At 62.7% G+C, this 21238-nt stretch carries 17 protein-coding genes; 8 read left to right on the forward strand and 9 right to left on the reverse strand.

Annotated features, from left to right (window positions below):
• Positions 1-273: 273 nt before the first annotated feature.
• Both ON753_RS14605 and ON753_RS14610 read right to left on the reverse strand, forming a co-directional pair.
• Entirely contained in the window at positions 274-1188 is a 915-nt protein-coding gene (locus ON753_RS14605; RefSeq protein WP_265963356.1) for a response regulator transcription factor, read from the reverse strand.
• On the reverse strand, positions 1178-4567 hold the full coding sequence (locus ON753_RS14610) for a hybrid sensor histidine kinase/response regulator (protein WP_265963357.1): 3390 nt from the start codon (positions 4565-4567) through the stop codon (positions 1178-1180). Before ON753_RS14610 ends, ON753_RS14605 begins: the two co-directional genes overlap by 11 nt.
• A gap of 303 nt (positions 4568-4870) precedes the next feature.
• Here ON753_RS14610 and urtA point away from each other — a divergent pair, with 303 nt between their 5' ends.
• The 5 genes from urtA to urtE all read left to right on the forward strand — a co-directional run bounded on the left by urtA (position 4871) and on the right by urtE (position 10727).
• Complete coding sequence (gene urtA / locus ON753_RS14615) at positions 4871-6148, forward strand: urea ABC transporter substrate-binding protein (RefSeq protein WP_377046993.1); 1278 nt, start codon at positions 4871-4873, stop codon at positions 6146-6148.
• Positions 6149-6430: 282 nt separating this feature from the next.
• Positions 6431-8053: an urea ABC transporter permease subunit UrtB gene (gene urtB, locus ON753_RS14620; protein ID WP_265963359.1), complete on the forward strand. Its 1623-nt coding sequence runs from the start codon at positions 6431-6433 to the stop codon at positions 8051-8053.
• A complete protein-coding gene (urtC, locus tag ON753_RS14625) occupies positions 8050-9279 on the forward strand; it encodes an urea ABC transporter permease subunit UrtC (RefSeq protein WP_265963360.1) in 1230 nt (409 codons plus the stop codon). Before urtB ends, urtC begins: the two co-directional genes overlap by 4 nt.
• Positions 9280-9282: 3 nt before the next feature.
• Positions 9283-10029, forward strand: coding sequence for an urea ABC transporter ATP-binding protein UrtD (urtD, locus tag ON753_RS14630; protein ID WP_265963361.1), 747 nt, complete (start codon positions 9283-9285; stop codon positions 10027-10029).
• 2 nt (positions 10030-10031) lie between these two features.
• A complete protein-coding gene (urtE, locus tag ON753_RS14635) occupies positions 10032-10727 on the forward strand; it encodes an urea ABC transporter ATP-binding subunit UrtE (RefSeq protein ID WP_265963362.1) in 696 nt (231 codons plus the stop codon).
• A 196-nt stretch (positions 10728-10923) separates the two neighbouring features.
• On the opposite strand, the gene ON753_RS14640 is transcribed toward urtE, so the two are convergent.
• On the reverse strand, positions 10924-11388 hold the full coding sequence (locus ON753_RS14640; RefSeq protein WP_265963363.1) for a DUF1622 domain-containing protein: 465 nt from the start codon (positions 11386-11388) through the stop codon (positions 10924-10926).
• A 243-nt stretch (positions 11389-11631) separates the two neighbouring features.
• On the opposite strand from ON753_RS14640, the gene ON753_RS14645 reads away from it, so the two are divergent.
• Together ON753_RS14645 and ON753_RS14650 are read left to right on the forward strand one after the other, a co-directional pair.
• Positions 11632-12921, forward strand: a complete 1290-nt coding sequence (locus ON753_RS14645; protein WP_265963364.1) for an ArgE/DapE family deacylase — start codon at positions 11632-11634, stop codon at positions 12919-12921.
• Between the two features lie 157 nt (positions 12922-13078).
• Positions 13079-14386: a UDP-glucose dehydrogenase family protein gene (locus ON753_RS14650; protein WP_265963365.1), complete on the forward strand. Its 1308-nt coding sequence runs from the start codon at positions 13079-13081 to the stop codon at positions 14384-14386.
• 94 nt (positions 14387-14480) lie between these two features.
• On the opposite strand, the gene aroQ is transcribed toward ON753_RS14650, so the two are convergent.
• Positions 14481-14924, reverse strand: a complete 444-nt coding sequence (gene aroQ / locus ON753_RS14655) for a type II 3-dehydroquinate dehydratase (protein WP_265963366.1) — start codon at positions 14922-14924, stop codon at positions 14481-14483.
• Between the two features lie 159 nt (positions 14925-15083).
• Here aroQ and ON753_RS14660 point away from each other — a divergent pair, with 159 nt between their 5' ends.
• Complete coding sequence (locus tag ON753_RS14660; RefSeq protein ID WP_265963367.1) at positions 15084-15329, forward strand: hypothetical protein; 246 nt, start codon at positions 15084-15086, stop codon at positions 15327-15329.
• 79 nt (positions 15330-15408) lie between these two features.
• Here the strand turns inward: ON753_RS14660 and ON753_RS14665 are convergent, their stop codons facing one another.
• The 5 genes from ON753_RS14665 to ccoG all read right to left on the reverse strand — a co-directional run bounded on the left by ON753_RS14665 (position 15409) and on the right by ccoG (position 21089).
• Positions 15409-15945: a response regulator gene (locus tag ON753_RS14665; RefSeq protein ID WP_265963368.1), complete on the reverse strand. Its 537-nt coding sequence runs from the start codon at positions 15943-15945 to the stop codon at positions 15409-15411.
• Positions 15946-16676: 731 nt separating this feature from the next.
• The gene (gene ccoS / locus ON753_RS14670; protein ID WP_265963369.1) at positions 16677-16829 is read right to left on the reverse strand and encodes a cbb3-type cytochrome oxidase assembly protein CcoS; all 153 of its coding nucleotides are present in this window, start codon (positions 16827-16829) and stop codon (positions 16677-16679) included.
• 7 nt (positions 16830-16836) lie between these two features.
• Positions 16837-19083, reverse strand: a complete 2247-nt coding sequence (locus ON753_RS14675) for a heavy metal translocating P-type ATPase (protein ID WP_265963370.1) — start codon at positions 19081-19083, stop codon at positions 16837-16839.
• Positions 19084-19093: 10 nt separating this feature from the next.
• Positions 19094-19606, reverse strand: coding sequence for a FixH family protein (locus tag ON753_RS14680; protein ID WP_265963371.1), 513 nt, complete (start codon positions 19604-19606; stop codon positions 19094-19096).
• 10 nt (positions 19607-19616) lie between these two features.
• On the reverse strand, positions 19617-21089 hold the full coding sequence (gene ccoG, locus ON753_RS14685) for a cytochrome c oxidase accessory protein CcoG (RefSeq protein WP_265963372.1): 1473 nt from the start codon (positions 21087-21089) through the stop codon (positions 19617-19619).
• Positions 21090-21238 lie beyond the last annotated feature (149 nt).

A 21238-nucleotide genomic window follows, 5' to 3' on the forward strand; every position in this document is an offset into this window, starting at 1 on the left:
TCCCCCAGTCGACTATCTTGCCCCTCTCGCCGGTTTTGGACGCCGGTCTTTGGCCATGCCCTTCAACCTCCATTTTCTTCTTTGAAGGGCACGTTCGATCAATGCATAGGTGAACGTCAGAGGCTTGTCGAGAGCGCCGCAATCTGGGCGGGAGCCGCAGAATTCCGCCACTTCCTGAAGTTAGCTGGCAAACATTTTCACATACAACCCCGACCTGAAAATCAGGCGGCAAGGTGCTCTTCGCGGAGGCTGTCAGGAGCCTGGGGCCATACCCTAGAAGGCGTAAATCACCTCGGCCGCGCGCACGGCGGCCGACGCGCGATTTTCGACGCCGAGCTTGATGAAGATCTGCTCCAGGTGCTTGTTCACCGTGCGCGGCGAAAGGCCCAGGATGTCGCCGATATCCTTGTTGGATTTCCCCTTGGCGATCCAGATCAGCACTTCGGCTTCGCGCTGCGTCAGTTCGAACCGCTCCTGCAGGGCGCCGATCTGGCGGGCTTCGTCTTCCGCCGTCACGCGAAAGAGATTCTCGCCGGGGCCGACGCGGCCGAGCGGGTGAAGCTGGACGGTCAGGTTCTCCGAAAGTCCCAGCGTGAAGCTCTTGGGCCGGTCCTGCGCCTGTCCGGCGGTCTCAAGCCAGTTCCCCAGGGCGCGGCCGAGGCGCAAGAGGCTCGCCTCGCCGGCCCCCGTTCGTGCCAGAAGGTTGTGGATCTGCGGCGTCGACCACAGCACGGCGCCGTCGGCGGACACGGCAACCAGGTGCCGGCCGGCCGCATCGAGCGCCACATGCGCGCTCTGCACGGAGCGGGCGTTCTTCAGGTGGACCTTGATCCTGGCCTGCAGCTCGTCGACATCGATCGGCTTGGTCAGGAAATCCACGCCGCCCGACTCCAGCGCCCGGACGACATGCTCGGTTTCCGACAGGCCGGTCATGAAGATCACCGGGACGTGCCGGAGCGCCGGGTTCTCCTTGATCCGCCGGCAGGTCTCGAAGCCGTCGAGCCCGGGCATTACCGCGTCCATGAGTATGGTGTCCGGTGTCACCCGCTCGCAGACCGCAAGTGCTGCCTCGCCGCTGGTCGCCACCAGAACGGCGATGCCGGTCTTCTTGAGTGCCTCGGTCACGAACCCGAGCGTTTCCGGGCTGTCATCGACCACAAGAACCGTATCACGGCGCTCATCCGTCATGGGTTTCCAATCCGCTTAACAGGTTTTTGTAAGCTTCGAAGTCGAAGCGGCTCAGATGTCCGTGCAGGGCTTGCGTCAGCAGCCTGTTTTCCGGCTTTTCGGCAAGCTCCGCCAGCTTGGCCTCGATGCCTTCCACATAGCCGATTTCGGCAAGCGATATCAGATCGCCGATATGCTCCGCCCCCGGCGAGCGCAGCGGGCCGTCCGCTTTGCGGTCCGCCTCGCCGAGCACGGGATGTTCCGTCCAGACGATACGCATGTGCTTCTGCAACAGGTCGAGCAGCTGGCCGATGCTGAAGGGCTTGGCGAGCGTGGCATTGTGGTAGGCGGGCCCGTCCGGGCGCAGGGCCTGGTCGCCGATATTGGCCGACAGCATGATGATCGGGGCCGTCTCGCCCGCAGCGCGCAGGCTTTCGGCGAGCTCCCAGCCGTTCAGCCCCGGCATGAGGATGTCGACGAGGTAGAGGTCGGGCTTCAGTTCGTGGAGATGGTCCAGGCAGTCCTCGCCGGTTTCCGCCTCCAGAACCGTGAAGCCGAGCGGTTTCAGGATATCGCTGACCAGTGCGCGGTGATCGGTGTTGTCGTCGACCACCGCAATGGTCCGGCGCGGGCCGCCATAGCCCCTCACCTGCCGTTCCCGGCGCACCGTATCCACCGGCCGGTCGACGGCGGCAAGCATCAGGCGCACCTCGAAGGACGCGCCCTTGCCAGGCTCGCTGGACAGCGCGATTGCCCCGCCCATCGTCTCGGTCAGTAGCTTGGTGATGGTCAGGCCAAGGCCGAGACCCGGCGTTCGGGCGCCGCTGGCGGCCCTGCTGCGGCCGAAGGGCTCGAAGATTTTCGTCTGCTCGTCGAGCGCGATGCCCGGCCCGCTGTCTTTCACGACAAAAGCGGCGACCTGCGAGCGGTAGCCGACGGAGAGCGACACCTCGCCTTTCTCGGTGAACTTGATGGCATTCGACAGAAGATTGACCAGGATCTGGCGCAGGCGCTTTTCGTCGGTGCGCACGAAGGCCGGCAGATTGCCTGCCCGGCTGTAGCTGAAGCCGAGCCCCTTTGCGGACGCCTGCATCCGGAACATGTCGACGATCTGGTCCAGGAATTCGTGAATGTTGATTTCGTCGGAATAGATCTGCAGCCGCCCGGCCTCGATCCGGGAGATGTCCAGAAGCCCGTCGATCAGCCCGGAAAGGTGTTCCGCGCTGCGCCGGATCGTGCTGACCGCGGGTTTGCGCGCTGCCGGCAGGGCTTCGTCCCGTTCCAGCACCTGGGCATAGCCCATCACCGCGTTGAGCGGCGTCCTGAGCTCATGGCTGAGGCCGACGACATAGCGGCTCTTGGCGAGGTTGGCGGCTTCGGCGTCCTCCTTGGCCTTCTGCAGGGCCGCATCGGTTTCCCTGTGGGCGTCGATTTCCTTTTGAAGCAGCGCGTTCTGGCGCGCGGATTCCTCCTCCGCGACCCGTCTCGTGTCGTGGGCCAGCACCAGGAACCAGCAGGCAATGCCCGCGACGACGGCAAAGACGAAGAAGATCAGCGTGACCGTCTGGCCGATGATGCCTGTCGGATCGCCAAGTCGGCTGGCGGCCTGGGCATGGATGATCCACAGCACGAGGCCGATGGCGGCAATGGCGAGAAACGACATCAGCGCGTAGCGACCGAGGCGCGAGCGGAAACAGATCAGCACCTGTTCGGGAAGCACGTATCCCGCCACCGTGCCGACCTGATGGGCGAACCGGGCCTTCGGCTTGCAGGAGTCGCGGCAGCGGGCGTCGAGCGTGCAGCAGAGCGAGCAGATGGGCGCCTGATAGGCCGGGCAATAGGCCATGTCTTCCGGCTCGAACGGGTTCTCGCAGATCGAGCAGGCGATCTGCTCCCGCGCCTGCCAGCTTCGGCGGGGCTTGCGGGCCAGATAGAATTTCCCCCCGGTCGCAAACGCGATCGCCGGGGCCGCGACAAAGGCAACCGCCATGGCAAGGAACGTGGCCAGCGCCGCGGCGGCCTCGCCGAATTCACCGAAATGGGCCGCCAGCGCAATGCCCGCGGCAAGCAGCATCGCGCCGGTGCCCACCGGGTTGATGTCGTAGAGATGGGCGCGCTTGAACTCGATGCCGGGCGGCGACAGGCCGAGCGGCTTGTTGACGAAGAGGTCGGCGGAAATGGCGGACAGCCAGGCCATGGCGACGATGGAGAAGACGCCCAGCGTTTCCTCCAGCAGCCGGTAGATACCGAGTTCCATGAGCAGGAGCGCGATGCCGACATTGAAGACCAGCCAGACAACCCGGCCCGGATGGGAGTGGGTCAGGCGGGAGAAGAAATTCGACCAGGCGAGCGACCCGGCATAGGCGTTCATCACGTTGATCTTGAGCTGAGCAACCGCGACAAAGGCGGCCATCAGCAGCAGGACGACCGCTTCGTTCGGGATCATGTAACCGAAGGCGACCGCATACATGCGCGAGGGCTCGTCCGCGTGCTCCACGGGAACGCCATGGGAAAGCACGAGGACGGCAAGGAACGACCCGGCGATCATTTTCGGGGCGCCGAGCAGCACCCAGCCGGGACCGGCCAGAAACAGCGCGAGCCGGTGGCGAGGGCGGGCGACATCCTGGGCGGGCAGGAAGCGCAGGAAGTCGACCTGCTCGCCGATCTGCGCCATCAGCGCCAGGATCACCGCTGAGGCGGCGCCGAAACTCACCAGATTGACGCTGTCCCAACCGCCGGCCGCGGGTCGGGGCGCCTTTGTCACCGGATCGATGCCGGCAAAATCCAGCCAGGTGCCGACCGCCTGCCAGTCCGTGAAGGCGATGAAGACGAAGGGAAGGATATTGAGGACGATCCAGAACGGCTGGGTCGCCAGCTGGAACCGGCTGATCCAGGTGATGCCGTGGGTGACGAGTGGAATGACCGCGACCGCACTGATGATGTATCCCAGCCAGAGGGGCACGCCGAAGGCGAATTCCAGCGCGCTCGACATGATCGAGGCTTCGATCGCGAACAGGATGAAGGTGAAACTGGCATAGATCAGCGAGGTGACGGTCGAGCCGATATAGCCGAACCCGGCTCCGCGTGTCAGCAAATCGATATCCACGCCATAGCGGATGGCATAGCGGCTGATCGGCAGGCCCACCAGCAGCAGTACGACGCTTCCGGCAACAATGGCCAGGAATGCGTTGGCGGTTCCATGGGACAGGGTGATCGCCCCGCCGATCGCTTCGAGCGCCAGGAAGGAAATGGCGCCGATCGCGGTCTGGGAAATCGCCCGCGAGGAAAACCGGCGCGCGCTTTTGGCGGTAAAGCGCAGCGCGTAGTCTTCCAGGGTCTGGTTGTTGACCCATTTGTTGTATTGGCGGCGGACCGGCAAAATGCGCTGGCGGGCCGTCATGGACGGGCCTCCGCGTCGAGCGCAAGAGCCCGTTTTTTCATCACATGACTATTTTTTCGGCAAATGCCGCTCACCATCGCCCGCTTTCCCGCCCTGTTGCTGCGTTTTGCCTCTCTTCCCAGCACATTCCGTGCCGTATTCCTGATCAGCGAGAAGGCGCGCGGGGCGCGTACGTCAATTGACGTATGTTGCTGAGCATCAGTCCAGGCGCACGATCTCTTCCCGAGAGCGGCAGACCTTCCAGCCGCCACTCACCGGCTTGGGGCCCGGTGATGTCACCAAAGGGGAATCCACATGAAAAAGATGATTACGAAATTCGCACTGGCCGGCCTGATGGCCTCCACGATTATCGGCGGCGCCGCCGCCCAGGAAGACACGATCAAGGTCGGCATCCTGCACTCGCTTTCCGGCACGATGGCGATCTCCGAGACCACGCTGAAAGACGCCATGCTGATGCTCATCGAAGAGCAGAACAAGAAGGGCGGTCTGCTCGGCAAGAAACTGGAAGCCGTTGTAGTCGACCCGGCGTCGGACTGGCCGCTGTTTGCGGAAAAGGCACGTGAGCTGATCGAAGTGAACGGCGTCGATGCGGTTTTCGGCTGCTGGACGTCCGTCTCGCGCAAATCCGTCCTGCCGGTCTTCGAGGAATTGAATTCGATCCTGTTCTACCCGGTGCAGTATGAGGGCGAGGAGTCCCAGCGCAACGTGTTCTACACGGGCGCGGCTCCCAACCAGCAGGCCATCCCGGCCGTCGACTACCTGATGAACGAAGAAGGCGTCGAGCGCTGGGTCCTGGCCGGCACCGACTACGTCTATCCGCGCACGACCAACAAGATCCTCGAGGCCTACCTGAAGTCCAAGGGTGTGGCCGAAGAAGACATCATGATCAACTACACACCGTTCGGTCATTCCGACTGGCAGACGATCGTCTCCGACATCAAGTCCTTCGGCTCGGCCGGCAAGAAGACCGCCGTGGTCTCCACCATCAACGGCGATGCGAACGTGCCGTTCTACAAGGAACTCGGCAACGCCGGCATTAAGGCTGAAGACATTCCCGTCGTCGCCTTCTCCGTCGGTGAAGAGGAACTCGCCGGTCTCGACACGGGCCCGCTCGTCGGCCACCTAGCCGCGTGGAACTACTTCCAGTCCGCCGACACCGACGCCAATGCGGAGTTCATCGACACCTGGCGCGCCTATATCGGCGACGACAGCCGCGTGTCCAACGATCCCATGGAAGCGCATTTCATCGGCTTCAACATGTGGGTCGACGCGGTCGAAAAAGCCGGGACCACCGAGCCCGACGCCGTGATCGACGCCATTGTCGGCGTCTCCGTGCCCAACCTGACGGGCGGCTACTCCACCATGATGCCGAACCACCACATCACCAAGCCGGTGCTGATCGGGGAGATCCAGGACGACGGCCAGTTCGAGACCGTCTGGGAGACCTCCGGCCTCGTCGTCGGCGATGCCTGGTCCGATTATCTGGACGGCTCCAAGGACCTGATCGCCGATTGGCGCGCACCGCTCTCCTGCGGCAACTTCAACACCGCAACCGGCAAGTGCGGCGGTTCCGGCTCCTAAGGAACGAGTGGAGTTGGGACGGGTCTCACGAGGCCCGTCCTGTTTCCCGGTTCTGGCGGGCCGGAACACCCCCACCCCTAACCCCTCCCCACAAGGGGGAGGGGAACCAGGCCGAAGCCGCCGACAGTTTCCCGCTCCAATCAGACGGAGCCGTTTGCGGCAAGAGTTTCGGCAAGTTCTGCGTCATCCCCCTCCCCCTTGTGGGGAGGGGTTCGGGGTGGGGGTGTTCCGCTCCAAAAGTCCGAACCGCGGTCCAGAAGTACCAACCTGCAAGGCAGACAGATGTCCCTGATGAGATCTTTTCTTCTTCTCCTCAGCCTCGCCGCCGGCCTCCTTGCCGGACCGGCCCTCGCCCAGAGCGATCCAGAGAGCCTGCGTCCGCTGATCAACGCGCTGGCGGAGGGCAAGTATGACCAGACCGAGCAGCAGATCGGCGCCCTGGCCGCGACCGGCGATCCGGTCGTCGCACCGGCACTGGAGGCGCTCAGCGAAGGTGATCTCTATTTCCGCAAGTCGGACCGCATGGTGTTCATCACCAAAAAAGCGGGCAAGGGATATGCCCTCATCGATCCGCTGACACTGGAGCCGGCCGGAGAAGCCGGGAAGCGGGACGTCTCGAAGATCAAGGTCAACAACAGGCTGCGCCGCACCATCCGCTCCGCGCTCGGCGCGCTCACGCTGATGGCAAAGGATCCGGCTGTGCGCAGGGCGGCGGCCGAAGCGGTTTTCAAGGCCAAGGACCCGGAGAGCATCGAGATACTCGATGCCGCGCTGGCGGCGGAGACCGATGACGGCGTGCGCGGCGTGATGGAACAGGCCCACGCCGCGGCGGTCCTCAATTCCGATCTGGACGAAGCCCGGAAGCTCGAGGCAGTCCAGACGCTTTCCACGATGGGCAACCGGCAAGCCCTCTCGCTGCTGATCGGCGTTCAGTCCTCCGCCACCGGCGCATTGCGCGATGCAACGGCCGAGGCGATCGGCAAGATCGAAAAATCCATCGCCGCCTGGGATTCGGGCCAGAACATCTGGTACGGCCTGTCGCTCGGCTCAGTGCTGCTGTTGGCCGCCATCGGCCTTGCCATCACCTTCGGCGTCATGGGCGTCATCAACATGGCCCATGGCGAGATGGTGATGATCGGCGCCTATGTCACCTTCATGGTGCAGGAGCTCATCCGCTCCGCCGCGCCCGGCCTCTTCGACTATTCCCTCTTCATCGCCCTGCCGCTCGCCTTCCTCGCCTCCGCACTGGTGGGCATCGCCATCGAGCGCGGCGTCATCCGCTGGCTTTATGGCCGCCCCCTGGAGACGCTCCTGGCCACCTGGGGCATATCGCTGATCCTGCAGCAGGCGGTGCGCACCCTCTTCGGGCCGACGAACCGGGAAGTCGGCAACCCGGACTGGATGTCCGGCGCCTTTGATATCGGCCAGATGACCGTCACATATAACCGCATGTGGATCATCGTCTTCGCGCTTCTGGTCTTTGCCGGCCTGATGCTGGTGCTGAAAAAGACGCCCTTCGGGCTCTACACCCGCGCCGTCACCCAGAACCGCCGCATGGCGGCTTCCATGGGCATCCGCACACCGTGGATCGACGCCCTCACCTTCGGGCTTGGCTCGGGCATTGCCGGCATAGCCGGCGTCGCGCTGTCGCAGATCGACAACGTCTCGCCGAACCTCGGCCAGGGCTACATCATCGACAGTTTCATGGTGGTGGTCTTCGGCGGCGTCGGAAATCTGTGGGGCACGCTTGTCGGCGCCATGACCCTCGGCGTGGTCAACAAGTTCCTGGAGCCCTATGCGGGCGCCGTCCTCGGCAAGATCTTCGTGCTTGTCTTCATCATCCTGTTTATCCAAAAGCGTCCGCGGGGCCTCTTCGCCCTCAAGGGCCGGGCAGTTGAAGCATGATGACCTCGTTTCTCTTCCGCGCAATGGATGCCCGCGCGGGCATTTTCCTGGCCATCATGGCCGCCGTGATCCTCCTGGTGCCCGCCTGCAACCTGCTCGTCCCGCACGGCTCGGCCCTTCACGTGCCGAACTATGCGGTCACGCTGATGGGCAAGTACCTCACCTATGCCCTGCTCGCCCTGGCGGTGGATCTGGTCTGGGGCTATTGCGGCATTCTCTCGCTCGGCCACGCCGCCTTCTTCGCGCTCGGCGGCTATGCCATGGGCATGTACCTGATGCGCCAGATCGGCACGCGCGGCGTCTATGGCGACCCGCTCCTGCCCGACTTCATGGTGTTCCTCAACTGGCAGGAACTGCCCTGGTACTGGTACGGCTTCGACATGTTCTGGTTCGCGGCGCTGATGGTGCTGCTGGTGCCGGGCGTGCTCGCCTTCGTCTTCGGCTGGTTCGCCTTCCGCTCGCGGGTGACCGGCGTTTATCTCTCCATCATCACACAGGCCCTCACCTACGCCCTCCTGCTTGCCTTCTTCCGAAACGACATGGGCTTCGGCGGCAACAACGGCCTGACCGACTTCAAGGATATACTTGGCTTCGATATTCAAGCCGACACGACCCGCGCCGGACTGTTTGCAGCATCAGGCCTGGCGCTGGTCGTGTGTTTTCTTGTCTGCCGGGCGGTGACACGCTCCAAGCTCGGCAAGGTGCTGGTCGCCGTGCGTGATGCGGAAAGCCGGACGCGCTTTCTCGGCTACCGGGTGGAGCACTACAAACTGTTCGTCTGGACGCTTTCGGCCATGATGGCCGGTGTCGCCGGTGCCCTTTACGTGCCGCAGGTCGGCATCATCAACCCGGGCGAATTCGCGCCGGCCAACTCCATCGAGGTGGTCATCTGGGTGGCTGTGGGCGGCCGCGGCACGCTGGTGGGCGCCGTACTGGGCGCGGTTCTGGTAAACTTCGCCAAGAGCTGGTTCACCGCGGCGCTGCCGGATGTCTGGCTGTTTGCCCTCGGCGGGCTCTTCGTGGTCGTCACGTTGTTCCTGCCGAAGGGCGTTCTGGGAACGCTCTCCCAGGGCTGGACGGCTCTCGGCCAACGCAAGACTTCAGCAGCCTTCGAAGCCGGCTCCGGCGAGAAGCCGGGCTCCGCCCCGCAGTCGGCGGGCGCGCCGGCCAACGCGGCGCACCCGAGACAGGCGCAAGGTGCCGCCGAACCCCAGCCTGCGGAGTAACCCATGGCCAGATCAAACAGCCTTCTCTATCTCGACGGCGTGTCGGTCTCCTTCGACGGCTTCAAGGCGCTGAACGAGCTCTCGCTGACCATCGCACCGGGCGAAATGCGCGCCATCATCGGGCCGAACGGCGCCGGCAAGACCACGATGATGGACGTGATCACCGGCAAGACCCGCCCGGACAGCGGAGACGTCTACTTCAACGGCACGGTCGATCTGACCGGCGAGGACGAGGCGTCCATTGCCGAACTCGGCATCGGCCGCAAGTTCCAGAAACCGACGGTCTTTGAAGGCCATACGGTCGCTGACAATCTGGAACTGGCCCTGAAGGCGCCGCGCGGACCGTTTGCCACCCTGTTTCACGTCATTTCCGGCGCCGAGAAGAAGCGGATCGACTATCTTCTGGATCGCATCCGGCTCGGGCCGAAGCGCGGCGAGCTGGCGGCCAATCTCAGCCACGGCCAGAAACAATGGCTGGAAATCGGCATGCTGCTCGCCCAGGACCCGAAACTGCTGCTCGTAGACGAACCGGCCGCCGGCATGACCGATGCCGAAACCGCGGAAACGGCGGAGCTGCTAAAGGATATCGCCAGGGATCATTCGGTGGTGGTCGTCGAACACGACATGGTGTTCGTGCGCTCCCTCGAGGTCAAAGTCACGGTCCTTCACGAAGGCTCGGTGCTTGCCGAAGGCTCTCTCGATCATGTTTCCGCCGATGAGCGGGTTGTTGAAGTCTATCTGGGGCGGTGAAAATGCTGCAAGTCGAGTACATCGATCTTCACTACGGTGCCGCGCAGGCCCTGAAAGGCGTTTCGCTGCAGGCCGAAGCCGGCAAGGTCACCTGTCTCATGGGCCGCAACGGCGTGGGCAAGACCTCCACCTTGCGCGCGGTTGCCGGGCAGCAGGCGATCAGCGCCGGCCGGATCCTCTGGAACGGCGACGACATCTCCGCTCTGCCGCCGCATGCGCGGGCCAGAAAGGGCATTGCCATCGTCCCGCAGGGCCGGGAGATCTTTCCGCTGCTTTCAGTGAAGGAGAACCTGGAGACCGGGTACGCACCGATTGCCCGCAAGGACCGGTTCATCCCCGATACGATCTTCGAACTGTTTCCCGTGCTGAAGGACATGCTTGGGCGGCGCGGCGGCGATCTTTCCGGCGGCCAGCAGCAGCAGCTCGCCATTGCGAGGGCGCTCGTCACCCGCCCGAAGCTGCTTGTCCTGGACGAGCCGACCGAAGGCATTCAGCCTTCGATCATCAAGGATATCGGCCGGGCGATCTCCTGGCTTCGCGACCAGGGCACCATGGCGATCGTGCTGGTGGAGCAGTATTTCGAGTTCGCACGCGACCTCGCCGACGACTACGCGGTCATGGACCGGGGGGAAATCATGCTGTCGGGCCGGGGCGCGGACCTCTCAGAAGCGGAGGTCCGACGGTATCTGACGGTGTAGGCAGCCGGGGCACGGCGCGAAACGCCGGGCAATCGTCCGCGGCACTGGCCCGCATTGACGAAAGCGGTCCGATTGGTAGTGTGCGGGCGCAATCTGCCCTCCCTGCCATCGAAGTGACGCCATTGACCCGGAGGCATAAGCCTCGCTGAACAATACGGTCCTGCCGGGAAAGAGCGGAGCCGGGCGTCTTACGGGCTTATTCGCCGTTTTTTCTCCAGGGCCACTTGCCCTCGATCTCTACCTCCAACGCGATGCTCAAAAAGGTACGAACCGCAACAACGGCGGCCAGAACCGCGACGCTTTCCAGCGTCGGGTCGATCGCGACGGTGTTGATGATGTCCGCGGCGACGAGAAACTCGAGCCCGAGCAGGATCGACCGCCCAAGGCTGGCCCGGAGCTGCTGGTATATTCCCTTCGAAGGTCCCTCTCGTGCGGCCCGGAACAGGAACACCGTGCTTGCTGCTATCGCGCCTATCACGACCGCGGCGATTCCGACCATCTCGATACCGCGAACCGTCCAGTGCAGCGCAGTGTCCAGCCAGATGGCGGTGTTGTGGGACGCCGCGCCTCGCACCGTTCCCGTTTCCTGTGCTGCGACTTCTGAAAGCCAAATGACAGACAGGATCAGGGCAGTTGCTCCTGCCGCGATCGGTACTTTCATGTCGAAGTCCTTTCATCCTGTTCCGAATTCAGCCGATCAGCCGTTGGAAAGGTCAGGTGCGGCCCGCGAACCGCACCACGCTCTTTCGGATCCTCGGCGTCCGAGATAGCCGTCGCAACTTGCCATATCGAGGGCGCCGGAGGCTACGGCTTCGACCGGAGATGCAGCAGTGCAATTGACGAACGCAGCGCGATGGGTAGGGTAGCTCAATCACCCTGCCCTTCCCCGTTGCCACGGACCGCCATGCCCTCGTCCCTTTCCAATGACGCCATCGAGGCGATCAAGTTAGCTGTCGATGCAAATTTCGAAAAACAGATCGCCTTTCTTCAGGAGATCGTGCGCGCGCCTTCCCTGCGCAGTGAGGAAGCAGGCGTGCAGAGGGCTGTCGCCGAGGCGTTGGGCAAGCGTGGTTACGAGGTTGAGACGTACCCTCTCGACGTCGACGCGCTGAAGAACCATCTGGCCTATTCCCCCGCAACGATCGACTATGCGGACACGTTCAACGTCAGCGGCAGGAAACGGCCGCAGGCCGCCAGCGGCCGCTCGCTCATCCTCAATGCCCATGTGGATGTCGTCCCGACCGCCGATCCGGCCTACTGGACCCATGCCCCCTTTGCCGCCGTCCGGGAGGGCGACTGGCTCTTCGGCCGGGGCGCGGGCGACATGAAGGCCGGACTTGCCGCCAACCTGTTTGCCGTCGATGCGATCGAGGCGGCGGGGTTCGAGCTTCAGGGCCCGTTGGAATTTCAGTCGGTCATCGACGAGGAGGTCACCGGCAACGGCACGGCGGCGGCCATCCTGCGCGGGGCCACGGCCGACGCGGTGCTCATTCCCGAGCCGACCGACGAGGATGTCGTCTGCGCCAATTCCGGCGTGATCAAGTTCCGGATCACCGTGCAGGGCGTGTCGGCGCATCCCCGTGAACCGGATTCCGGTCTCAGCGCCATCGAGGCGGCCTTTCTTGTCATCAACGAGTTGAAAGTCCTGGAGGCGCGCTGGAACGCGGAAAAAATCGAGCACGCCGGTTTCGACCGGCTCGCCAACCCGGCAAGCCTCAATATCGGCACGATCCAGGGTGGCGAGTGGCCGGCCTCGATACCGTTCGAATGCACCTTCGAAGGCCGCATCGGCTTCTATCCGGGCGACGAACCGGCCGAGAGAATGGCAAGCTTCGAAAAGACGCTTCAGGAACTCGGCTCGTTGGATCCGCGTCTTTCAAAGGCCAACCCGCGCCTACAGTGGATCGGAACATGCCAGGCCGGTTACCGCCTCGAGCCGGGAACGGATGCCGAAACGGCCTTGGCATCGGCTCACCGCTCGGTGACCGGCCGGTCGCTGAACCGGTCCATCATGGCCTGCTATCTGGATGCCGCGCTTTACATGAACCATTGCGAAATTCCCTCGCTTACCTATGGTCCTTTGACGAAGAACATCCACGGCATCGACGAATGCGTGAACCTTCCCTCGCTCAAGAGGGTGACGCAAACGATCGCGCTTTTTGCGGCAGAATGGTGCGGCATTTCACCAAAATGAATGCGGTGCCACTGAATTGGTTTCAAGCGGATTGATTGCGGCGGCGAAAGCCGATACCAACGCGCTCACTTTCCCTTGTCCTGCCCTGGCGGATCGGCACACGACCACCGGGGCTTCGCGAGTGATTACGAGAACCTAGAGAACCTTAGGACTTGCCATGCGCGTTGCCATGATTGGGACCGGTTACGTCGGTCTGGTTTCCGGAACATGTTTTGCCGATTTCGGTCATGTCGTCACTTGCATCGACAAGGACGCATCGAAAATCGATGCCCTGAACAACGGCCGGATTCCAATCTACGAGCCGGGCCTTCAGGATCTCGTTGCAAAGAACGTTGCCGAAGAGCGGCTCTTCTTCAGGACCGACCCCAAGGACGCGATCAGGGAGGCGGATGCGGTCTTCATCGCCGTGGGCACGCCGACCCGCCGCGGCGACGGGCACGCCGACCTTTCCTATGTCTATGCCGCGGCCGAGGAAATCGCCGGCCTCATCGACGGCTTCACCGTGATCGTCACCAAGTCGACCGTTCCGGTGGGAACGGGCGACGAAGTGGAGGCCATCGTCCGCAGAACCAATCCGGACGCCGATTTCGCCGTCGTCTCAAATCCGGAATTCCTGCGCGAGGGCGCCGCGATCAGCGATTTCAAGCGTCCGGACCGGGTCATCGTCGGCACCGAAAGCCAGCGGGCCGTCGGCGTGATGCAGGAGCTCTACCGGCCGCTGTTCCTCAACGAAACGCCGATCATCGTCACCCGGCGGCGGACCTCCGAGCTCACCAAATATGCCGCCAACGCATTCCTGGCGGTCAAGATCACCTTCATCAACGAAATCGCGGATCTTTGTGAAAAGGTCGGCGCGAACGTGCAGGAAGTCTCCAGAGGCATCGGCCTCGACAACCGCATCGGCTCGAAATTCCTGCATGCGGGCCCCGGTTACGGCGGCTCGTGTTTTCCAAAGGATACGCTCGCGCTATCCCGGATTGCCGCCGAGGCCGGCTCCAATCTGAAGATCGTGGATTCCGTGATCGAGGTGAATGCAGCCCGCAAGAAGAAGATGGCGGACAAGGTCATCGATTTCATGGGCGGCGATGTCAGCGGCAAGACCGTGGCCCTGCTGGGTCTTGCGTTCAAGCCGAACACCGACGACATGCGCGAGGCCCCCAGCATCGACATCGTCGAAAAGCTGCAGGCGGCAGGCGCCAGGATCCGTGCCTACGATCCGGCGAGCATGGAAGAAGCCGGCAAATACATGAAGGACGTCCTGTTCTGCGACGGTCCGTATCATGCCATCGAGAATGCGGATGTGGTCGTGATCGTGACGGAATGGGACCAGTTCCGGGCGCTGGATCTGGACCGGGTCAAGTCCCTGCTCAAGACTCCGAAGGTGGTCGACCTGCGGAACATCTACAAGCCGGACTACATGAAGGACCGCGGTTTCGACTATACCAGCGTCGGGCGCACCTACTGACCGCCTGACGGGACCTGCCGTTCACCGTCTCGGAACTCCGGGCGATGCGTCCAGGCTTGCGGCACATCGCCGGTAAACGCGGCGGTCACCGATTTCAACCGCCCCCGACCAGCGTCGCCATGTGCTGCATGGCGAGCTGATAGCCGTGCACGCCGCAGCCGGCAATGACCGCGTCGGCCCTTGCGGAGACATAGGAATGATGCCGGAAGCTTTCGCGCTTGTGGATATTGGAGATATGTACCTCGATGACCGGAAAGCTGCAGGCACTCAACGCGTCCAGGATCGCGATCGACGTGTGGGTATAGGCCGCCGGATTGATGATGATCCCCTGCGCGGACTCCCGGGCCTCGTGGATCCAGTCGATCAGTTCGTGCTCCGCATTGCTCTGGCGGAACACCACTTTGAGCCCGGACTGGTCCGCGACGGACTCGCACAGTTGCCGCACATCGTCCAGCGTCTGCTTCCCGTAGATCCCCGGTTCCCGCTTCCCGAGAAGATTGAGATTCGGTCCGTTCAGAACGTAAATGGCCTGTGACATGGGTGATGCTCTCCAAAACTGTGCTGCCACAATGTCGCAATACAACGATTTTTGCCAACAAAACCGCCAGCTTAGAGCAGAAGATTGTGGACGACATTCAAATGCAACGCCAGAGCCTTTACTTCGTGTTGCGCAGATCAAGTTTACGTATTATTAACCATGAAAATCCAGTTTGAAGACAATCGACTCGACCGGGATCCCTTGATCATGCTGCGCGAACGGCTGGACACACCTGAGGCTTTGATGGCTGCGATTGAAGGCTATCAACATCTTCCGATCGATGTTCTTTCGCAATTCCTGCTGGATCATTATACCGTCGATCTCGATGTGCTTGCGGAACTTGCCGAGACCCTGGATGGTCGCCAGGCAGCATCAACGCGCACTGTAGCTCAATCCGCGGCCTGACACGCTTCCTGGCAGTTGCCACGCCCCGAAATCCAGACTTCCAGATAAACCAGCGTTCAGGTGAGCATGCCTGATGTGCCTAGCCGATCGCGGTAACGTTGCCGCTTTCGCCTTCCCGCGGCTCCTGTCCCGGTGCCTGACCGGGGCCACCCTGCCAGATCTTCTGGCGGTTGCGGATTTCCCGCGGTGCCGGACCGAAATAGGTCGCGGTCTTGATGAAGTCGCGGGGATGCAGGATCACGCTTGATACACGCTGATAGAGCGATTTGGCCGAGATCGGTTTGGACAGAAGCTCGTGAACGCCCAGTCTGCGTGCTTCCACGATCCGGCTGCGCTCCGTATGGGCCGTGACCATGATGATCGGAATATAGGCGAACGGATTGTTCGGGCTGCGGATCATGCGCACCATGTCGGCCCCGTCCAGAATGGGCATGACCCAATCCAGAATGAGGATGTCCGGATTTGCACGGTCCATCGCCTCAAGGCCCGAGGCCCCGTCTTCGGCTTCGACAATGCGGCGCGCGCCAAAACCCTGCAGCATCGTGCGCAGGATCGTTCGCATGTAGGCGCTGTCCTCGACCAGCAAGAATGTCAGTGAGGCAAGATCCAGGCTCACCAATTCCTCCTTGTTTGCGCCCAAGTGTTGGCATGAAAGTCTGAATAATGAGTTATACCAGCCGTCACTGATCATGACTCATCTGATGGACCATATCGGTTTGCCGGCGAGGCGCGTCGCACAGCACGCCATAGTCCGTACACGTACTGGGTGTCTTCGGTGACGGCAGAAGGGACCCTTGCCCCCAGTCCGAAACCGCGGGCGGCAAGCAGAGGGTAACTATTTCCGCGGCGTTATATTTAGCATCGAAATAGCAAAGCTATCTTCACAGCTTGGTAATATTGCGGAGAATTAATTCCTCCCGAGGAGCAATGTTAACGGGGCTTTCAACCCTGCAGGAACATGTTGTTGCCATCGCAGCGCAGTAAAGCGAGTCAGCTTTGACAACGATTGTACAGATCATGTCCCGTGACCCAGATCCATTCGAGCAGGACGATCAGCTCAAATTCGAGCACGATGCGTCTGAGCCGGTCCCCGGCGGCAGGTTGGGGAAAATCTGCTGCTGTTCGCGGGCATCGGCCTTGTGCTTCTGGCGACGGGCATGGCCCTCACAAATTTCCTGTCCTGATTTCCTCCCCTCCTCCTCGGGAGCGCCCGGAGCCACCGGGAAAGCTTCACGGTCAAAGGAGGATCAGCCGGCCTTTGGCCCATTTGCGGCGAACAGCGCCACACAACCCACCAGATCGACATCTTCAACGCGGCGCGACAGCTAGGCCGTCAGGTTTTCCGTTTCATTTCTCCGGAAGGTCGTCATCCTCCAGGATGCGCCACTTGGCGCCTTCCAGGTCGTCATACTGGCCGCTCTTGAGCGACCAGAGGAAAGCGACGAGCCCAAGGCCCCCCAGGAAGAGCGCGATCGGGATAAGGTAGATCAGCACGTCCATGAACGAATTATCCTTGCCTCTCGCGGTTCACCAGCCGTTCGCGCACGGGCCCGGGCTCAGCCAGCCCCTCGCCCCAGCGGAGCTTGAGGGCATTGGCGGTGACGGCCAGAGACGAGGCGGACATGGCCACGGCCGCGACAAGCGGCGTGACGAAGCCTGCCACGGCAATCGGAACGGCAATGACGTTATATAGGGCGGAAATCCAAAGGTTCTGCTCGATTGCCGCGCGGGCTCTTTTCGCCAATCGCAGGGCATCGGCCACGGGCTGCAGCTTGTCGCCCAGGAAAACCGCATCCGCGGCCGCCTGGCTGAGATGAACGGCGGAGACCGGCGACAGGGAAACATGGGCGCCCGCAAGGGCCGGGGCATCGTTGAGACCGTCGCCCACCATCAGCACCTTTCGACCCTGGCGCTGCAATTCTTCGAGACGGGCAATCTTCTGCGCCGGCTTGATGCCGGCCTGCCACACCGTGATGCCGAGTGCCTGCGCGCAGCTTTCGACCGCGGGCTGCGTGTCCCCGGAGAGGATTTCCAGCGCGTAGCCCTGCGCCTTGAGATGATCGATGACGGTGCGGGCGTCGGACCGCAGTTTCTGGCGGAAGGCGAGCAATTTCACAGGCCGGTTCCCGAACCGGATCGCCAGCAGGGACGCACCCGGCGCGCCTTGCAGGACCGCGTGAACCTCAGCTGCGCTCGCGCCGCAGAATTCAGGACTGCCGAGGCGCAATGTCTCGTCGCCGACCCGGGTTTCCAACCCGGCGCCCGAGACTTCCTTCACTTCGGGCAGCGGCATGATTGCGCCTGTCGCCCTTACAAGAGCCGTGGAGAGCGGATGCCGGCTGGCAAGGGCAAGGCGTCCGCCCAGAGCGGTCACGCTGTCCTGCGGGTCGATTGCCGCGCACAGTTCCGGCTCTGCCAGGGTCAGCGTCCCGGTCTTGTCGAACAGGATCGTGTCGACGTCGGACAGGCACTCGATCGCATTGCCGGAGTTGAGCAGCACACCGTGGCGGAACAACTGGCCGGCGGCGACGACCTGGACGGCGGGCACAGCAAGTCCAAGCGCGCAGGGACAGGTGATGATCAGCACCGAGATGGAGATCACCAGCGCCGGTTGCCACTCCAGCCCCGCCAGAAGCCAGCCGAAAAAAGTCAGTGCCGCGGCGCTGTGAACCAGCGGCGCATAAAGACGGGCGGCTCGATCGGCAATACGGACATATTTCGACTTTGCCTGTGAGGCCGTTTCCAGGAGCCGGTTCACCTCATCGAGCAGGGTTGCGCCGGAAGCCGCCTCCACTCGTACCTGGAGCGCGCCCGAACCGTTCAGCGTGCCCGCATAGACACGCTGGCCGGGCTTCACGGGGACGAGCAGACTCTCACCGGTGACGAGACTCTGGTCGATTTCCGACGCGCCTGTTTCCACCGCGCCGTCGACAGGAACGCGCTCTCCACCGGAAACCAGCACGAGATCGCCTGCGGTAATCTTGGAAAGCGGCACTTCACGCACACTGCCGTCGGCATTGATCCGGGCAGCAACTTCCGCCTTGAGTGCGGCGATGTTTTCGGCGAAGGACCGGGTTCGGCCCCGCATGTTGTGGTCGAGATACCTGCCGACCAGAAGGAAGAACAGCAGCATCACGGCCGATTCGAAATAGGCGTGGTGCTGGTGCTGCGCGGTCTGCACGAGCGATAGCGCCATTGCGAGACTGACACCGATCGTGATCGGCACGTCCATGTTCAGGCGGCCGCTCGACAGGGCGTTCAGCGCGCTTTTCAGAAACGGGCGCCCGCTATAGGCCACCGTCGGCAAGGCAATCAGGGCCGACAGCCAGTGGAAGAAGTCGCGGGTTTCCGGGGTGATGTCGGTCGCATTGCCGGACCAGACGGAGACGGACAGCAGCATGATGTTCATGCCGGCAAAACCCGCAACCGCGAGACAGCGCAGAAGCTCCTTGCCCGTCTTGTCCTGGCGTTCCCTGTGGCTCGCCGGGTCGAAGGGATGGGCCGTATAGCCCAGCCGTGCCAGTTCGGCGACGATCTCGTCGGCGCCGGTCTCGTCTTCCACCCAGTCGACGCCAAGGCGCTGACTGGTCAGGTTGACACGAGCCGTGCGGATACCGGGCAGGCGCTTCAGTCCGCGTTCGATGTCGCCCATGCAGGCCGCGCAGGTGATGCCGTCGACGGCAAGGTCCATATGAACCGCGCCATCCTTGCCGGGCGTCACGAATGCCTGCCAGTCACGCTGATGAACCGTCATGGCGATCGCCTCACTCTTTCACGAAGATCCGGTTCTCGGACCTGAATTTCCGCTGACCGTCCTGTTCGATTTCGAGAATGAGCATCCAGTTGCCCGCCGGCACATGGTCCACCTCCCCGACATAGCGTCCGCCGCCGTCGGGTGCGAGGCGGACTTTCACGTCGGCCGTTTCCTGCACGGGGTTGCGCAGAAGGGCATTGACGCTCAGGCCATAGAGCGCGCCGCCGCCGGCATCCGCCGCGGTTATCATGAGCCTGGCGCCGTCCGGGCCAACACGGACGAGTTCGCTCGACACCTGCCAGTGCAGTTGCTCCTGCGCCTTTGCGGCGGCGATTTCCTGATTGTAGGACTGCCCGGCCTCATAGGAGCTGTCCACCACCACGCCAGGGAACGACCCGACCGCCAGGTAGACGAAGACACCGTTTGCCGCAAACACCACGCCAAAGAAGCCGAGCAGCCAGGCGAGAACCGTCTTTCCGGTGATCGTCCCGGGTTCTTTCATATTCGACCGAACCATCGTCATGTCACTCTCCTCAAGGCCTGTCCGGCGCTTTGAACGTGTCTTTTGCCGTCACCACTTCGCCCATCACGCTTTCGGTGATGCGGAAGGTGACCGGCGTCGAGGGCGGCAGCTTTTCCCATCCGGGCGAGGTCACCAGAACGCGGACTTCCCGCGTGGTGTCCGGACCGACTTCGAGGATCGGACGTCCGGCAAAGCTCGTGTCGACGCCGATTGCCTCCACCGATGTGTTCGGCGGCATGCCTTCCACATGCAGCATGAAGCTGCGGGAATGGAGGCGCTTGTTGGAAAGGCGCACCGTGTAGCCGTTGCGCACCGAGCCGTCAGACAGTTCCACGAAAACCGGGTTCCGGTCGTGCAGCACGCTGATGTCGGCAAAATCCCGGTTCAGCAGGGTGAACAGCATGATGGCGCCGACCAGGACAATGACCGCCGCATAGATGATCGTTCGCGGCCGGACGATTTCGTAGACCGGTTCCTTGCCCTCAATGCGGCGCTGAATGTTCTCGTCCGTGTCATACCCGATCAGTCCGGTCGGCTTGCCGATCTTGGTCATCACGTTGTCGCAGGCGTCGATGCACAATCCGCACTGGATGCAGTCGAGTTGCATGCCCTTGCGGATATCGACCCCTGTCGGACAAACCTGAAAGCACTGATAGCAATCGATGCAGTCGCCGGCAGGCATCCCCTGTTCGGCAAGCTTCCTGTTCTGCTTCAGCGATCCGCGCGGTTCGCCGCGGTCCCACAGATACGTGACGTTAAGGGCCTTCTCGTCCGTCAGTGCCGCCTGAATGCGCGGCCACGGGCACATGTAGATGCAGACCTGCTCGCGCATGAAGCCGGCGAGCAGATAGGTCGTCGACGTGAGGATCGCAATCCAGACATAGGCCACCATCGGCGCCTGGAAGGTCAGCAACTGCCAGACCAGGGTCGGCGCGTCGTTGAAATAGAGGACCCAGGCACCCCCGGTCCACCAGGCGATCATCAGCCAGAAAAAATGCTTGGTGATCCGCTTGCGGACCTTGCCGAAGCTCAGCGGCTCCTTGTCCAGGGCCATACGCTCGCGCCGGTCCCCTTCAACCTTGCGCTCGACCCACAAGAACAGGTCCGTCCAGACCGTCTGGGGGCACAGGTAGCCGCACCAGATCCGGCCCGCCACGGCGTTCATCAGGAACAGCGCCACCGCGGCAATGATCAGGAGCCCGGTCAGGTAATAGACTTCCTGCGGCCAGATTTCGATGAAGAAGAAATAGGCGCGCCTGTTCTCCATATCGACCAGGACGGCCTGGCTGGGGGCATCCGGTCCGCGGTCATAGCGGATGAACGGCAGGAAATAGTAGATGCCGAGCGTAAGGAAAAGCAGACCCCACTTTATCCGGCGGAACTTGCCGTGCGTGGCCATCGGATAGATCTTCTTCGCGGCCTCGAACCAGGTCTCCGTCTGCCCGGCCTGCCCGGCCTGATGGGTCTCGGTGTCCGTAGACATTCCGTCCGTCCTTTTTTCAAAATTGAAATGACCCCGCCCCACTGGGATCTTCCCTGGGGTGACGGCCTTGCGGTTCCCGCCACCTTTCAAATATTAATCCGGCGCAAGCGGTCTGACTTTGCGCCGGATCAATTCTCGCTCATTGCCGG

Origin of the sequence: Roseibium salinum (genome assembly GCF_026240905.1) — a bacterium.
In the GTDB taxonomy this organism is placed as follows: domain Bacteria; phylum Pseudomonadota; class Alphaproteobacteria; order Rhizobiales; family Stappiaceae; genus Roseibium; species Roseibium salinum.

Bases quoted from the DNA above. Each gene is read 5' to 3' on its own strand.
- aroQ (WP_265963366.1), bottom strand. From the start codon at position 14,924: ATGTCACAGGCCATTTACGTTCTGAACGGACCGAATCTCAATCTTCTC.
- urtB (WP_265963359.1), top strand. From the start codon at position 6,431: ATGTCCCTGATGAGATCTTTTCTTCTTCTCCTCAGCCTCGCCGCCGGC.
- ON753_RS14610 (WP_265963357.1), bottom strand. From the start codon at position 4,567: ATGACGGCCCGCCAGCGCATTTTGCCGGTCCGCCGCCAATACAACAAA.
- ccoS (WP_265963369.1), bottom strand. From the start codon at position 16,829: ATGGACGTGCTGATCTACCTTATCCCGATCGCGCTCTTCCTGGGGGGC.
- ccoG (WP_265963372.1), bottom strand. From the start codon at position 21,089: ATGTCTACGGACACCGAGACCCATCAGGCCGGGCAGGCCGGGCAGACG.
- ON753_RS14645 (WP_265963364.1), top strand. From the start codon at position 11,632: ATGCCCTCGTCCCTTTCCAATGACGCCATCGAGGCGATCAAGTTAGCT.
- ON753_RS14640 (WP_265963363.1), bottom strand. From the start codon at position 11,388: ATGAAAGTACCGATCGCGGCAGGAGCAACTGCCCTGATCCTGTCTGTC.
- ON753_RS14605 (WP_265963356.1), bottom strand. From the start codon at position 1,188: ATGACGGATGAGCGCCGTGATACGGTTCTTGTGGTCGATGACAGCCCG.
- ON753_RS14680 (WP_265963371.1), bottom strand. From the start codon at position 19,606: ATGACGATGGTTCGGTCGAATATGAAAGAACCCGGGACGATCACCGGA.
- ON753_RS14660 (WP_265963367.1), top strand. From the start codon at position 15,084: ATGAAAATCCAGTTTGAAGACAATCGACTCGACCGGGATCCCTTGATC.
- ON753_RS14650 (WP_265963365.1), top strand. From the start codon at position 13,079: ATGCGCGTTGCCATGATTGGGACCGGTTACGTCGGTCTGGTTTCCGGA.
- urtA (WP_377046993.1), top strand. From the start codon at position 4,871: ATGATTACGAAATTCGCACTGGCCGGCCTGATGGCCTCCACGATTATC.
- urtE (WP_265963362.1), top strand. From the start codon at position 10,032: ATGCTGCAAGTCGAGTACATCGATCTTCACTACGGTGCCGCGCAGGCC.
- urtC (WP_265963360.1), top strand. From the start codon at position 8,050: ATGATGACCTCGTTTCTCTTCCGCGCAATGGATGCCCGCGCGGGCATT.
- ON753_RS14675 (WP_265963370.1), bottom strand. From the start codon at position 19,083: ATGACGGTTCATCAGCGTGACTGGCAGGCATTCGTGACGCCCGGCAAG.
- urtD (WP_265963361.1), top strand. From the start codon at position 9,283: ATGGCCAGATCAAACAGCCTTCTCTATCTCGACGGCGTGTCGGTCTCC.